The following is a 14752-nucleotide window of genomic DNA, read 5'->3' as shown; positions in this document are numbered from 1 at the left end:
AAAATTATACTGACATGATTTTAGAAATGAAAGTTCCTTCGCCGGGGGAATCAATAACAGAAGTTGAGATTGCAACATGGCTGGTAAGTGACGGAGATTATGTAGAAAAAGACCAGGCAATTGCCGAAGTTGATTCAGATAAAGCAACACTAGAACTTCCTGCTGAGGCTAGCGGTATCATTACACTAAAAGCTGAAGAAGGAGATGCAGTAGCTGTAGGCCAGGTTGTTTGCCTTATAGATACTGGTGCGGCAAAACCGGAAGGATCTGCTCCTGCTAAAGAGGAGAAAAAAGAAGAGGCTCCAAAGGCTGAAGAGAAAAAAGAAGAGCCTAAGAAAGAAGCTCCTGCAGAGAAAACATATGCTACAGGAACACCTTCGCCTGCGGCAAGAAAAATATTAGACGAGAAAAACATTGATCCTGCTACTGTAACAGGTACAGGTAAAGGCGGTAGAGTAACTAAAGATGATGCTGTAAATGCAAAAGCTTCTATGGGTACTCCTACAGGTGGTAACCGCGCGAGTGAGCGTACTAAGCTTTCTATGCTTAGAAGAAAAGTGGCAGAGCGTCTTGTTTCGGCTAAAAACGAAACAGCAATGCTTACTACCTTCAACGAGGTGAACATGACGCCTATAAACAAAGTACGTGCTGAGTTTAAAGATGAATTTAAAGCGAAACACGCTGGTGTAAGCCTTGGCTTTATGTCATTCTTCACTAAAGCGGTTGTTAGAGCATTACAACTATACCCTGATGTAAATTCTATGATGGACGGTGATTACAAAGTATCTTATGACTTTGTAGACGTTTCTATTGCAGTATCAGGTCCTAAAGGTCTTATGGTACCGGTGGTAAGAAATGCTGAGGCATTAACTTTCCGTGGTATTGAGGCAGAAATTAAGCGTCTTGCCCTTCGTGCGCGTGACGGACAAATCACTGTGGATGATATGACAGGTGGTACATTCACTATTACTAACGGTGGTGTATTCGGTAGTATGTTATCTACTCCAATTATCAACCCTCCACAGTCAGGTATTCTTGGTATGCACAACATTATTGAGCGTCCTATTGCTGTAGACGGTAAGGTTGAGATTCACCCAATGATGTATGTGGCACTTTCTTATGACCACAGAATTATTGACGGTCGTGAGTCGGTAGGTTTCCTTGTAGCGGTTAAAGAAGGATTAGAAAATCCGGTAGAACTGCTTATGGATGGTAATGCAAGAAAAGCGTTAGAACTATAATAACAAGTCAGTATACAACAAAAAAGCCCCTGCAGTAATGCAGGGGCTTTTTTGTTGCTTTATCAAAAATTAATAGTGTACATCAAAAGTACCATCGGTAATGGTGATAAATTCATCATCATTGGTAAGGTTACTTCTAAAGGTACCTGAGAACGTTCCTTTTAAATGTCCGTTACTGTTAACAGATACGTTGGTTTGGTATTCACCTTCATTAGCCACCATCATTTTGTTAGAAAGCTGGTAAGCAATAAAGTCGGGTGTAATGTTGCTACCAGTGTCCCCTAAGGCTATTTCGTAACGGAAAACACCTGTTTCCTCAGTATTTGATGAGGTAAGTACCAGTACGGTTTCTCCCGGTTGAGGTTCTGTTTGGGTAATAATACAGATAACGTGTTCCTTTTGTGTTCCGTCAAGTTTAAACTTAACCGACCCTCCCTGAGACGGGGTGTCGTCTTCTCCGGTGCATGAATTTAATGCAACCGCCATAAAGCTGAAAAGTATCAGCGAAAGTGCTTTTTTCATAAAATTGAGTTGTTTGGTTGCGCAATATACAGAAAAAAGCTACGAGTCATAAAATAAAAAAGACCTCTGTAAACACAGAGGTCTTTTTTATTATGAGGAGACAATGATTACTGTTTTTGTATCCTTATTGTTTTTTGTGCTTCCTGAGAGCTTACTTTAACCATGTATATTCCGGTTTCAAGGTTAGACAGGTCTATTTGTATTTCGGTATTGCTAAAACCCTTAGCAAAAACTTTTTGTCCTAGCAGATTGTATACTTCCACATTGCTAATAGTATTAGCATTGCTTAGTGTAAGTATGTTGCTTACAGGGTTAGGATAATAGGTTAGTGATTGGAATAATTGCTCTTCCAGTCCTAATGTCATGTGTGCAGTTACAGCAAACCTTTCCATACTTTCCATTCCTTCTACAGTTTGTGTAGCATAGTAAGTTGTATTGTCTACAAGTAGAGTTGTTAATGGTAGTGGTGTGTCACTCCCCGTACTGTCATACCACTGTATGTTCTCACCTTCAGCTTCCAGAACGCTAAGGTTTTCCCCTTCATTAAAATACTGCTCGTTTACTCCTGTAGGAGCATGCGAAGTTATGTATATAATCATTGAAGCTACAGAAAAACATCCTGTTTCGATGCTCTCAACCCTTACCCATATGGTTTCTCCATTTAGAGCGTTATATGTTTCGGGAGTCGATATTTGCGGTGCAGCTACGTATGCACCGGTTTCTGTATTGTAAAAAGTAATGGTATACTCCTCACTGTTAAGGTCACCTAAAATTTGGGTATTGTTTACTGTAAGGTCTATAGTGTTGCTATAGGCTATTATATCTTCCGGAGTATTAATAACAGGCGGTAGTGCTGCACTAATTGTAAAATAGGCTACGGCATAGTTAGAAGAGTCTCCGTTTTCGGTTAACCTTGCATAAATACTTTGTAATGGAGCTACATTGTTAGTGTAGTTTGTAGGGCCAGGTATGGGGTTTAGTCCGTTTTCTGCATCTATACTGGTTTCATAATAGTTAACGGCATAATCGTTACTGTTTAATCCGTTAAGGATAGCAGCGTCATTTAGAGTAAGGTCAAATACAGTATACCCGTCTGAATTAGTATCACAAGCCCATAAATCATTTGGGTTGCCCATATTGGGCTGTGCATAGGTGATGCCTCCTAAAAGTAATAGTAGTAATTTTTTCATATAGCGTGGTTTTTTGTTAGAGTGCTAATATAGGAAAAAAACTACATGGTAAAGCATTGTCTTTGTTTATTTTAGATAAACGCAGTGGTTATAGTAGTCGATAATTGCTTTGCCTTTCATTAAAATGTCAGCGCCTAAAATACCATGTACCGGTTTGGCTTTGTATTGCCTAAGTGCTTCGTTAACGTGAGACATGTCAAAAATCACCAGTCCGAGGTTTTTGTCTTTCCAGTGTCCCAGTCGCAGGGTGTTTTTAACCGATGTTTGTGTGGTCATACCTATACCTCCGGCTCCCGCAGCTTTAGTGTCAGAATCGTCTGCACTAAGCTCAAAACGTTCAATACCTTCAAAATCCACGCAACTGTTTGAAGCTCCTGTGTCCAGGATAAAAGTTCCTTCAATTCCGTTTATTTTTCCTTTTATTAAAAGGTGCTGTGTTTTTGATATTTTAAATTTTATGCGTTTGTAGCCTTTTTCTTTAAGTGTGAGGTGTAAGTTTTCCATAGTTTTTTATTGCATTCCAAAAATACTTTAAAATATAATATTATTAAGGCAAAAAACCATAAGGCTTTGTAATTTTGCAGCCCAAAAGCTTTTATAATGATTTTGACAGATACACATACCCATTTATACAGTGAAGAGTTTAGCGAAGACCGCGACCAGATGATACAACGTGCCTTTGATGCCGGAGTTACCCGTTTGTTCGTGCCGTCTATAGATTCATCTTATACCCAATCTATGTATGAGCTTGAAGCTAAATATCCTGATAATGTGTTTTTAATGATGGGACTACATCCTACCTATGTAAAAGATAATTATGAGGAAGAACTGGCTCATGTGGAACGCGAGCTTGCCAAACGTAAGTTTGCGGCTGTGGGGGAAATAGGTATAGATTTGTATTGGGATAAATCGACATTAAAGCAGCAGCAGTATGCTTTTAAGCACCAGATACAACTGGCTAAAAAATATAATTTGCCAATAAACATTCACTGCAGGGATGCGTTTGATGAGGTTTTTGAAGTACTGGAGTCGGAAAAAGGAGACGACCTGTTTGGTATTTTCCACTGTTTTACCGGTAATTTTGAACAGGCACAACAGGCTATTTCCTATAATATGAAATTGGGTATTGGTGGTGTAGTAACTTTTAAGAATGGTAAGATAGATCAGTTTCTTAATGATATACCAATCAGTAACATAGTGTTGGAAACCGATTCGCCTTATCTTTCGCCTGTACCTCACAGAGGTAAGCGAAACGAGAGTAGTTATACTAAACTGGTAGCTGAAAAACTGGCGCTTATTTACAATAAAAATCTAGCTGAAATAGCCGAAATAACAACGAAGAATGCTTTAGATATTTTCGGGATTTAACGCAGAATTCCTGTAAAATTGATATTTTTTTTGTTTTTTTGTAAACTGTTTTAACCCTAAAGAAGTACATGTCGAAATTTGACCATATCAGGCCCTTTTATGATACCGAGGTGAATGAAGCTATTTGCAGCGTTATACACCACCCTATGATGAAAGCGCTTATGAGTTTTGCTTTCCCCGATGTTGAAGAAACGGTGTGGGCAGAGCAACTGAGAAAGACGCATTCTAAAAGGGATTTTCAGATTAATTTTATTTACCACGCCGTACAAAAGGTGTTGGAAAAAAGCTCAGAAGGCCTTACTACTTCAGGGTTCGAAAAACTGGAACCGCATACTCCGTACCTGTTTATTTCAAACCACAGGGATATAATACTGGATACCTCACTGCTTAATGTTTCATTATACGATCACGGACTTGTAATGACGGCTTCTGCCATTGGTGATAACCTGGTGCAGAAAACATTTTTACATGTGCTTTCACGACTTAACCGAAACTTTTTGGTACAGCGTAATCTTCCGCCAAGGGAATTACTGCAAAGCTCTAAACTGATGTCTGAATACATTTGCCAGTTGCTTAACCGTGAAAACCGTTCGGTTTGGATAGCACAGCGAGAGGGTAGGACTAAAGATGGTGACGATGCTACCCAGCAGGGAGTGCTTAAAATGCTTGCGATGGGGTCTGACGAGAAGAACCTTATGCATTATTTTAAAAAGCTTAAAATAGTTCCGGTTTCCATATCGTATGAGTATGACCCTACCGATATGCTGAAAATGCCACAGCTTTTGGCTAAAGCCAAAGATGAGATTTACATTAAGGAAAAGAATGAGGATTTCATTACGCTGTTAAGCGGAATCATGGGGCAAAAGAAAAGAATCCATATTCATGTGGGTGATATGCTTACGGATGATTTGGACAAGATTGCCGATGAGTTTGATAACCAGAATAAACAAATACAGGCACTGGCTCAGGTAATAGACGAGTCAATACTTACCACTTACAAGCTTTGGCCTACAAATTATATTGCTTACGATTTACTAAACGATACGACCCGTTTTTCAAAATATTATACCGATAAGGAAAAACAGTTGTTTGAACGACGCCTTGAAATGCGTATTGATAACGACAATAAGGTTTTAAGAGAAGGGTTCCTGGCTATGTATGCCAATCCGGTGGTTAATAAAATGAAATATCAAAATGCAATCTAAACCTACTATATTACTTATTTATACCGGAGGTACCATTGGTATGGTTAAGGATTTTGAAACCGGTGTATTAAAAGCATTCAACTTTAAAAAACTATTACAAAGGATACCCGAACTCAAACAGTTGGACTGTAACATAGAGACGGTGTCTTTTGAAACTCCTATAGATTCTTCTAACATGGACACGGCCCAATGGGCTCAAATGGCAAAAATGATAGAAGAGCATTATGATGACTTTGACGGATTTGTTATCCTGCACGGGTCAGATACTATGTCGTACTCGGCTTCTGCATTAAGCTTTATGCTGGAAGGACTTAACAAGCCTGTTGTATTTACAGGTTCTCAGCTTCCTATTGGTGACTTGCGTACCGATGCTAAGGAAAATCTTATCACGGCTATACAAATCGCTTCGTTAAGACATAACAATCACCCAGGTGTTAGGGAGGTATCATTGTATTTTGAATACAAACTGTACAGAGGTAACCGTACTACTAAGATTAGTGCCGAGCATTTTAATGCCTTTACATCGCCTAACTATCCGCCACTGGCAGAATCAGGGGTGCATCTAAAAATCAATAAGGAATTACTGCTTAAAGCCGACGGGAACAAAGATCTTAACGTGCATTATAAGCTGGATGATAATGTGGTTATCATAAAAATATTTCCGGGCATTAACGAAAAGGTGCTTACTTCCATCCTAAACACTCCGGAGCTTAAAGGGGTAGTGCTGGAAACGTATGGTTCCGGCAATGCACCTACCGAAGACTGGTTTATAAACATACTGCAGGATGCCATTAATCGCGGACTGTACATTGTAAATGTAACGCAATGCTCTGGGGGTAGTGTTAACATGGGGCATTATGAGACCAGTACCAAGCTAAAGGAAATAGGGGTTATCTCGGGGGCTGATATCACTACCGAAGCTGCCATAACCAAATTGATGTACCTGTTAGGTAAGGGTACACCTGTAGCCGACTTTAAAACAATATTTGAAGCTCCTGTTTGCGGAGAATTGTCACAATAATTTTTGATATAAACTATTTAATACTATTTTTGCAGCCGCAATAATTTAGAGAGGTGGCCGAGTGGTCGAAGGCGCACGCCTGGAAAGTGTGTATGCTCCAAAAGGGCATCGAGGGTTCGAATCCCTTCCTCTCTGCTAAAATAAAAAAGCCCAGTAATCACTGGGCTTTTTTATTTTGTTTATAATTTCTATCGAGTGAATAATAAAAATTGGATCTGTGCATTGCATGTTGTACTGGCTAGGGAAAACTAATTAATTATAAAGATTTTACTTTCATATTTCTGTATAAATCATTTCTTTTGTTTTTTTAATGCAGTGACATGCAGCAACCAAAACAACCATTCTTAGAAACCTTATACAAAACACGTACAATAGGAGAGATTGTGCTTTATAATGAGCGCAGTGATATTCCGCGTAGTGAAAAAGCAGCTGCACTTGATTTTTTAAAATCTGAGTATGAAAGGGAAAGTACTGATTATCCCTATTTGGCACCTGTCTTTGATGATGAAGCTGCATTATGGGGAGCTACCACATTATATTATGCTGCACAGCTATACCTGTACAGAAAGGATGAAACCTCGCAACTCACCACAATTCTTCCTGATTATTCTAAAGAACCTAATGCTTCAGCTTTACTTTCGGCCGATTTATGCCTGAGATTCCTGCCACAGATAGTTGCAATGTTAAAAGCTGCAGATCCCGAAGATTTGCTTATACCTGTTTTAAACAAACATCTGGAAAAATTTCATTATTCAGTTATAGGGTTTGATGCAAACCTGGGCAATTTTAATTTTTCTATACTCAATACCAATCAGTGTTTTAAGCAATTATACCTTGATAGGATTATAGAAAGAAGGGATATTGCTTTTGCCGGAAACGATCAGGTTAAGCAATGGCTTAATGAATGCCTGGGAGATCATAAAAAAATCTTTTGGGAACAACTTACCATATAACTATATTTATCACTACGATTAACACACCTTTATACCATGACAAGCATACAAAAACTAAATGCCGTTTTAGCCGAGCTAAAAAGTGCCTTTGTTGGCAAAGATGAAATTATAGATCTTTTAGGAATTAGCCTTGTAGCAAAAGAAAATGCTTTTTTGCTGGGGCCTCCCGGTACTGCTAAAAGTGCTATTGTAAGAGCCCTTTCTGATAAGATAGAAGGAGGTAATAATTTTGAATACCTGCTAACACGTTTTACAGAGCCAAATGAGATTTTCGGTCCGTTTGATATCAGGAAACTAAAAGAAGGTGAGCTTGTAACTAATATTCAGGGAATGATGCCCGAAGCCAGCATGGTATTTCTGGATGAGATATTCAATGCCAATTCAGCAATTCTTAACAGCCTTTTAATGGCGCTTAACGAAAAAATATTCAGGAGAGGTAAGGAAACCTATAAACTCCCTGCTTTAATGTTTGTGGGCGCCAGTAATGTACTGCCCGAAGACGAGGCGCTTAATGCTCTGTTAGATCGTTTTTTAGTACGCATTCAATGTGATTATGTAGAGCCTGATTTACTGCATGAGGTACTCCTTGCAGGAAGGGAACTGGAAAAAAGGGAAAAGGGACAGGGATCGTTAATTTCTATTGAAGATGCAAAAATCCTGCAAACCGAATGTAAGGGGGTAGACCTTTCGGGAATACGTGAACAATATGTAAATATAGTGCATAACCTGCGTAATACTGGTATTAAGGTGTCAGACAGGCGTGCGGTAAAACTGCAAAACCTTATTGCTGCAAGCGCATTGGTTTGTGGCAGGGATAAAGCAGTAACTTCAGATATGTGGGTTTTAAAATACATTTGGGATACCGAAGAACAGGTTGAAGTCCTGGAGGGTATAATAAATGCAATTATTGAGAAAGACGAAAGCCATGACAGGACCCATCCGCAGGCTATGTTCAATAAGGTACCTAATGCCGAAGAGGTATTGAAAGATATTAATGAACTCTCTAAAAAATGGGGAGAGGAAAATCTTTCTTACGACGAAAGAAATATAATAAAGGATAAACTAAGGTATTTACAGTCACGTTGCGACTGGATTAAAAACGGAGAGAAAAAACAATATATCCATGAGGAAATAGAAGCGTTATGGCAGAAAATACTTCAAACGGTGTAAATACCTACCTGATGGAAATTGCTTTAAAGGACAAGAGTTTTTTAAGCAATATCCGTCATTGGGAAAACCTGAAGGCTGCACCAGGTAACAATGTTTTATGGATTAAAGATATTACTGCCAAGCAGGTGGATAGTGTTGAAATACAAAGTATTCCGTATAAAAAACTATACTATCAAAGGGATAATCTTTTGTTTTTAAAAGGTAATGCTCTTCCTGAAAAAAAGATGGACGGTACACTGCTGTGGTCTTCACTTTCAAGAATTTTATCTGTAGAACTTCCGTCTTTTAATCATAATTATTTTGGTATTTCCCAAAAGGTAGATGTAAGGATAGTTCCTGCAGAGACAGAGCGTGAACCGGTTGCTTTACTGGTAAAGGCTAAAAAAGCAGGGCAATATATCACTACTGCCCCGGCAATTCGTTTAAGAGTTTTGTCGTGGGTAGTTATTAACGATTCCGTTTTACTGGCGGGTGCACCATTGCTCCCTTTGGAAGGACAAACCTATTGGATGGGAGGCGATATGCTGTTGCCTACAGGTTATGATTTTGAGTTTCCGCAGTTATATGCTTTTGCTAAAAAGGCAATAGATCCTAATGGTGATAATATCATTTTATGGGATAAGGAAAATACCTATGCTTTGCTGCCAAAAACCGAATTTATGCCACTTAGTGTAAGTTCATTCCGTTTAACGTATTCAGATTATTAACAATGGATTTACAGGAATATTTCCAGTCATTTGATCATTACTTTTGGGGATGGGATAAAGAAATCCATTCTGAGAGCAGTGTGTTTGAATCGGTTACCATAGTGGATGGCAGTACCATAGCTTATGAGCCTTATATAATAGAAGTTTTAGAGTATTTAGCAGAAGAGAGTATCCCGCCTTTTGGATCACTTTTGTTAGTAATTATTGCTACTAACCATGACCCTGTGGATTCGCTGAAAAAAATATCTGATATAGTCACACAAACCTTCAGTATAACTAAAGGAGCAGTATCAGAAGAATGGAGCAACGGAGCCTTTACATTTTTAAAAAAAATCATTGCTTTACCACAGTTATATAAATCAGGAAGTAAGAGAAAACAGTTACTACAAACCGTTTTTTCAGGTTGCCACAACAGGCTTTCTAAAGATAAAGCCCATGGGATTATAAAAGAATATAGAGAAAACAGGCATCATTTGGTGAGGTGCGGACAAAAAACATCGTCAAGTTATGCCGTCTTTCAAAAAGACTTCAGGACGCTTTCGTTGCTAAATGATACCTTTCCTGATACGCAAACTATACTTAGGGCGATAGAAGACCTGCCTGTAGTTAATGAGATAGCTAATGATGTTGAGGAAAAGGGTATAGCTAAAGAACAGCCCGACCTGTTAACGCAACTCACACAAAATGAAACTACATTTACTGTAGGGAGCCTTATTAAAACACTATGGTCTGGGCTTACAATACCTATGCATCATTATGCCAGTGGCAGGCAACCGCTTGGAGGTGTATCTGATCTTACCAATAAAGGAGACTTCAGTAGGTTACTACTTTCAGAGTTTGCTAATGATGACGATGTGTTTATGTCAAGGCTTGCAAATAACGAGGCGCTGTACATTGAACGTGAAGTACCGCCCGAAAATGATACTTTTTTCAGGGCTATACTTATTGATGCTTCCATAAGGAACTGGGGTACGCCAAAAGTATTGTCTTTTGCAATGGGACTTGCTATTGCAACACACCCCAAAACCGATATTGAATGTCGTTTGTTTGTAATAAGCGATACTTTTAATGAGGTGCTCTATACAACGGTTGATGAGGTTATAGATGGTTTAGAAGTGCTTTCTCCTGAAATGTCGGCAGCAACCGGATTCAGAGCCTTTTTTGAATCAGATATTATGGCTTTTTCTCCTGAGGTTTTTGTTATCACTACTCCTGATGCGCAAAAAGTACCTGCACTACAGCAGGTATTAAGTGAGTATTATTCTAATTTACATTTTATAGTTGAACCTGATTTTTCCGGGAGTGTAGATTTTTATAAAATTGCTAATAAGGGCAGGAGATTAATTCAGCACATAAAATTACCCTTGGAAGAGCTATGGCAAAACAAACCAAAATTCAGTTCATACAATAAGAAAAGAAAGGAGAAAAAAAGGAAAGTTAGTGTTGATTATCCTTTACTCTTCCCATTGCCACAGCAGGAAATAGCAAGATTTTTTCTTGATAATCACATTTATATGTTAACTCCTAACCGAAGCTTATATAAAACATATTCTGTTGAAAGGGATAGAGGAGGTGATTACAGACATGAAGGGACTTATGTAGAGGAAAAAGGTTGTGATATCGTTCTTGAAAATCTTTCGGTTAAAGCCGGAGGTATACATACCTTGGGTAAAATAGATAATGATTATATATTAGTGTCGTTTTACGAGAAAGAATGTTATGTAAGCTACCATAACCTGAATACAGCAGATTTTTATAAAACCGATTTAGTAATGGTACAAAACGGAAACTATAAAATTCAGATGGTAATGGGTAAAAATGGGCTAGATATAAATAGGGTAGCTGTTTTTAATAACGATTCAAATAAGACAAACCATACAATAATAACTAAAACAGATAGTGGCCTTGTTATAGAAAATAACGACGACGTTGGAAATGTAAAAGAGACTCATACACATTTCCAGAAAAAAATGAATATGTTGAAGTATAAACATGGCAGCAACGTCATTAAAAACCTTGATTGTGTATGTATAGACGGACAGGGTAATTTACGATTAACTAAAAAACATGCCCTTCAGGTATATATAAATAAAACACATACCTATAGCCGTATAATTCTTGAAGCAAACAGGAGTGATGGGCAGAAAAAGGTAGAGTCTGCTTATACTAACCTAAAAGGAGGCATCGGAGAATTTTTGTTCCCGGACGGCAGTAAAATCATAAAAGACAGAAAGGGAATTTTAACACTAATAAGCAGTAATTCCGAAATTCCTAAAATATACATGCCTTCTTCGGTACAGTTTAATCTTGGAGTATATTCTAATTATGAATTTGCCGGGAATAAGTATTTTTTGAACACTGAAAACGAAGGCTTATATACTGAAATTAATATTGAGGAGTTTGACCGTAAATATATAAAGCCATTTATAAAAACCATAGTAGATTATGGAGCTTAAGTTAAAACCGTCTCAGGAAAATAAGCATCCTAAAAGGGGATTACTTATTAAGGGTGACTCTCCATTAGTTTGGTTAGAAGGACTTAAAGTTGTCAATTTAAATCTTGAGACGGTACAGGTATACCCTATCCCTTCAGGACAGGCAAATGTACTGTATGGCTGTGTTGTGCTGTTAAACGATACTCATGAGTTAAAAGAAGCAGGTAGTGCTTCTTATTGCCAGTTAATAAATGATAAGCTTTTTATTCTTCAATATTCGGCTATAGAGCCTGGGTTAAGCGAAGAAGAGTGGCAGAAACTGTTTAATGAAAATTACCACTTTTTTCATCCGGAAACCGGGCTGGTAGAACTGGTGGAACAGGTTAATTGGAATGCTATACTTGCGTTACCTCATGAAAGAGAGGTAAACATAATTACCCCCCTTAAGGGGGTAGAGATTCCTAAATTTATAAGTTCTCTTTCTCTGGAAGGGAACGCCGAAGATTTACTGAAATCACTTGATGATGTAGAGGGTGATGAATTAGATGACCTTCCGTTTAACCTCAAAAAAATAATGAAAGGCAACCAGAAGGAAATGGATAAATTATTAAAGTTTCTTGAAAAAAATCCTGATTTGGCTTTAAAGTATGGAGTTCCCCTAAGTATGGCGGGAACAGGCCGGGGGGGATTTGGTGGAATTTTTACTTTTGGAAGAGGTGGCGGTTTTAGTGGTGGTTTTTCTGAGATATCAAGAATAGGTAAATATGTTGTTGCTGTTATTATAACCATAATACTGATTGTTTTTATTGGCTCTGTTTTAGAAAGTAAAGGAGAAAAAGGTTTTGGAGGAGTATATATAATGCTTTTCATGATCATTTTCGGTATTTTTAGGGGGCTTATCAATTCAGATTCATCTGCTCCAGTAGGAGGAGGAATTGCGCAAATTGATAATGACCGTTATAGAACATTACAACAAAAATATGAGGAACTGGCTAATCAATATATTAATCAAAAGGAATATAAAAAAGCCGCCCAGGTATATTTAAAGTTGCTTAAAAATAATATTAAAGCAGCAGAAGCTCTTGAAAAAGGAGAGCATTATGCCGAAGCCGGAGTAATTTACAGGGATAAATGCACGCAAAAAGAAAAAGCAGCCGAATGTTTTGTAAAAGGGAGAATGTATACCGAAGCACTTGTGATATACAAGGATTTAAACATGAATGAAGAAACAGGCGATGTTTATATACTGCTTAATAAAAAAGAGGAGGCTAATCGTTATTATACTATAGTAGCAGATGGTTATAAGGAAAATAATATGTATGTTAAGGCATCACTCATATACAGGGATAAAATGCAGCAGCCGGAACTGGGACAGGATATGTTACTTGAGGGATGGAACAATAATAAAGATGCCTTTAATTGTCTTAACAATTATCTTAATAATATAAATGAAGATAAAGATGCGGTAAAGGCAATAAATAAGGTTTATGAAAGACTGGAAATCAATCAAAGGCAGCCTTTTTTAAATGTCATAAGACTTGAATACCGAAAACGGGACAATTTTAAAGAGGATATTAGAGATATTGCCTATGAGGTGATTTCACAGGAAATGAAAACCAATCCCTCTATAACTTCAGAACTCATAGATTATAATAAAGAAGATAAGTCGATTGTAAAAGACGTAATGAAATATAAGGCCCAGGCGAAAAACAGAAGATAATAAAGCACAAACCCCGGTATTTATCGGGGTTTTCTGTTTTTTAAAAAAAATAATACATTTTTCTGTAACGTTTGCTTTTTGTTGTTACTTACTCTATATAACATCAATCAAAACAATTATGAAAAATAAGTCACAAGTAACACAGCAAAATAGTATTGTTAGCCTTTTGCTTGTCTTTTTAGGAGCAGCAGGGCTTAGTTATACTTTAGTAAGTCATTTTGTATTTGAGGAACATTTTCAGAGTCTGTTATTCCTCTTTTCAGTAATATTTTTAATGAAGGGGCTTACACCTACAGTTACGCATTATTTTAAAAATAATAAGGAAGTTTAATCATCAGTCAACCAAAACAATCAATTATGAAAAAAGTAATCAAATTAGCAGTAGTTTTTGCAGCGGCAGTCTTGTCGGGCAATTTGCACGCTCAGGAGAAAAAAGTAAAATTAGAGAATTCACTTTTATGGGAAATATCGGGTAACGGTTTAACCGAGTCTTCGTATTTGTACGGAACCATGCACATGATGTGTGAAGACGATTTCCTTATTAAGGAAAAGGTAGAAAAAGCGTTTGAAAATACCGATAAGCTGGCACTGGAACTCGATTTTGACGATCCGTCTGAACTAATGGCTATGCAAAGCATGACTACTTCAACCACACCTCTTAGTGAAAGATTAAGTAAAGAGGATTATGCAACACTGGACAATTTTTTACAAACCAAACTTGGTGTAAAAGCGAGTCAGTTTGAGAATTATACGCTAATAGGTATTATGAGTGTAGTAATGTTTAAAAGTTTAAACTGTCCGCCAAAAATGTATGAGGTAGAGTTTATACAGCAGGCAATGGCTAACAAAAGGGAGATACTGGGACTGGAAAAAGTGGAGGCTCAGGTTACAGGGTTCAGTGAATCGTACACTGATGAGGAGTTTATTGATCAGTTAAAATATTATGATATTTCATACTTTGATGAGATGGTTGCCATATACAAAGAGGAGAATCTTAACGGACTATATGAAATGATTACTGATGAGAAATTTATGGATGCTGAGGCAAAAACCATAATGCTGGATAACCGTAATAAAAACTGGGTTACAATAATGCCTGAATTTATGAAGGCACAACCGGTATTTTTTGCGGTAGGAGCAGGTCATTTACCGGGCGAGAACGGAGTTATTAACTTATTAAGAAATGCCGGATACAGTGTAAAACCTGTGTTGAAATAGTA

At 37.6% G+C, this 14752-nt stretch carries 14 protein-coding genes and 1 tRNA gene; 12 read left to right on the top strand and 3 right to left on the bottom strand.

From position 1 onward, the window contains the following. Positions 1-14: 14 nt before the first annotated feature. On the top strand, positions 15-1241 hold the full coding sequence (gene odhB / locus ABS768_RS12830) for a 2-oxoglutarate dehydrogenase complex dihydrolipoyllysine-residue succinyltransferase (RefSeq protein WP_157484154.1): 1227 nt from the start codon (positions 15-17) through the stop codon (positions 1239-1241). 69 nt (positions 1242-1310) lie between these two features. Here odhB and ABS768_RS12825 read toward each other — a convergent pair whose 3' ends face one another. From ABS768_RS12825 to ABS768_RS12815, 3 genes are all read right to left on the bottom strand, one after another. Beyond that, positions 1311-1763, bottom strand: a complete 453-nt coding sequence (locus ABS768_RS12825; protein ID WP_408075356.1) for a hypothetical protein — start codon at positions 1761-1763, stop codon at positions 1311-1313. 107 nt (positions 1764-1870) lie between these two features. After that, a complete protein-coding gene (locus tag ABS768_RS12820; protein WP_408075355.1) occupies positions 1871-2953 on the bottom strand; it encodes a T9SS type A sorting domain-containing protein in 1083 nt (360 codons plus the stop codon). A gap of 66 nt (positions 2954-3019) precedes the next feature. Further along, positions 3020-3457, bottom strand: coding sequence for a retropepsin-like aspartic protease (locus ABS768_RS12815; RefSeq protein WP_408075354.1), 438 nt, complete (start codon positions 3455-3457; stop codon positions 3020-3022). A gap of 96 nt (positions 3458-3553) precedes the next feature. Between ABS768_RS12815 and ABS768_RS12810 the strand changes: the two genes are divergently transcribed. From ABS768_RS12810 to ABS768_RS12760, 11 genes are all read left to right on the top strand, one after another. Then, complete coding sequence (locus tag ABS768_RS12810; protein WP_408075353.1) at positions 3554-4321, top strand: TatD family hydrolase; 768 nt, start codon at positions 3554-3556, stop codon at positions 4319-4321. A 68-nt stretch (positions 4322-4389) separates the two neighbouring features. Further along, positions 4390-5526 (top strand): 1-acyl-sn-glycerol-3-phosphate acyltransferase, encoded by a 1137-nt coding sequence (locus ABS768_RS12805; protein WP_408075352.1) that lies wholly within the window; start codon positions 4390-4392, stop codon positions 5524-5526. Next, on the top strand, positions 5516-6547 hold the full coding sequence (locus ABS768_RS12800) for an asparaginase (protein ID WP_408075351.1): 1032 nt from the start codon (positions 5516-5518) through the stop codon (positions 6545-6547). The genes ABS768_RS12805 and ABS768_RS12800 overlap by 11 nt, the downstream gene beginning before the upstream one ends. 47 nt (positions 6548-6594) lie before the next feature. Continuing rightward, positions 6595-6682, top strand: a tRNA-Ser gene (locus tag ABS768_RS12795). A 185-nt stretch (positions 6683-6867) separates the two neighbouring features. Continuing rightward, complete coding sequence (locus ABS768_RS12790; protein ID WP_408075350.1) at positions 6868-7500, top strand: hypothetical protein; 633 nt, start codon at positions 6868-6870, stop codon at positions 7498-7500. A gap of 36 nt (positions 7501-7536) precedes the next feature. Beyond that, a complete protein-coding gene (locus ABS768_RS12785; RefSeq protein ID WP_408075349.1) occupies positions 7537-8670 on the top strand; it encodes an AAA family ATPase in 1134 nt (377 codons plus the stop codon). Beyond that, positions 8643-9377: a hypothetical protein gene (locus ABS768_RS12780; RefSeq protein ID WP_408075348.1), complete on the top strand. Its 735-nt coding sequence runs from the start codon at positions 8643-8645 to the stop codon at positions 9375-9377. Before ABS768_RS12785 ends, ABS768_RS12780 begins: the two co-directional genes overlap by 28 nt. A 2-nt stretch (positions 9378-9379) precedes the next feature. Then, complete coding sequence (locus ABS768_RS12775; RefSeq protein WP_408075347.1) at positions 9380-11833, top strand: hypothetical protein; 2454 nt, start codon at positions 9380-9382, stop codon at positions 11831-11833. Next, entirely contained in the window at positions 11823-13532 is a 1710-nt protein-coding gene (locus tag ABS768_RS12770) for a hypothetical protein (protein ID WP_408075346.1), read from the top strand. The genes ABS768_RS12775 and ABS768_RS12770 overlap by 11 nt, the downstream gene beginning before the upstream one ends. Positions 13533-13650: 118 nt before the next feature. Beyond that, entirely contained in the window at positions 13651-13863 is a 213-nt protein-coding gene (locus ABS768_RS12765; RefSeq protein WP_408075345.1) for a hypothetical protein, read from the top strand. Positions 13864-13889: 26 nt separating this feature from the next. Beyond that, a complete protein-coding gene (locus ABS768_RS12760; protein ID WP_408075344.1) occupies positions 13890-14750 on the top strand; it encodes a TraB/GumN family protein in 861 nt (286 codons plus the stop codon). Positions 14751-14752 lie beyond the last annotated feature (2 nt).

It is taken from the genome of Flavobacterium rhizophilum (genome assembly GCF_046000485.1).
Lineage (GTDB): Bacteria > Bacteroidota > Bacteroidia > Flavobacteriales > Flavobacteriaceae > Flavobacterium > Flavobacterium rhizophilum.
The sequence above is the reverse complement of the archived record's forward strand: the minus strand, read 5'-3'. Positions and strand labels throughout refer to the sequence as shown.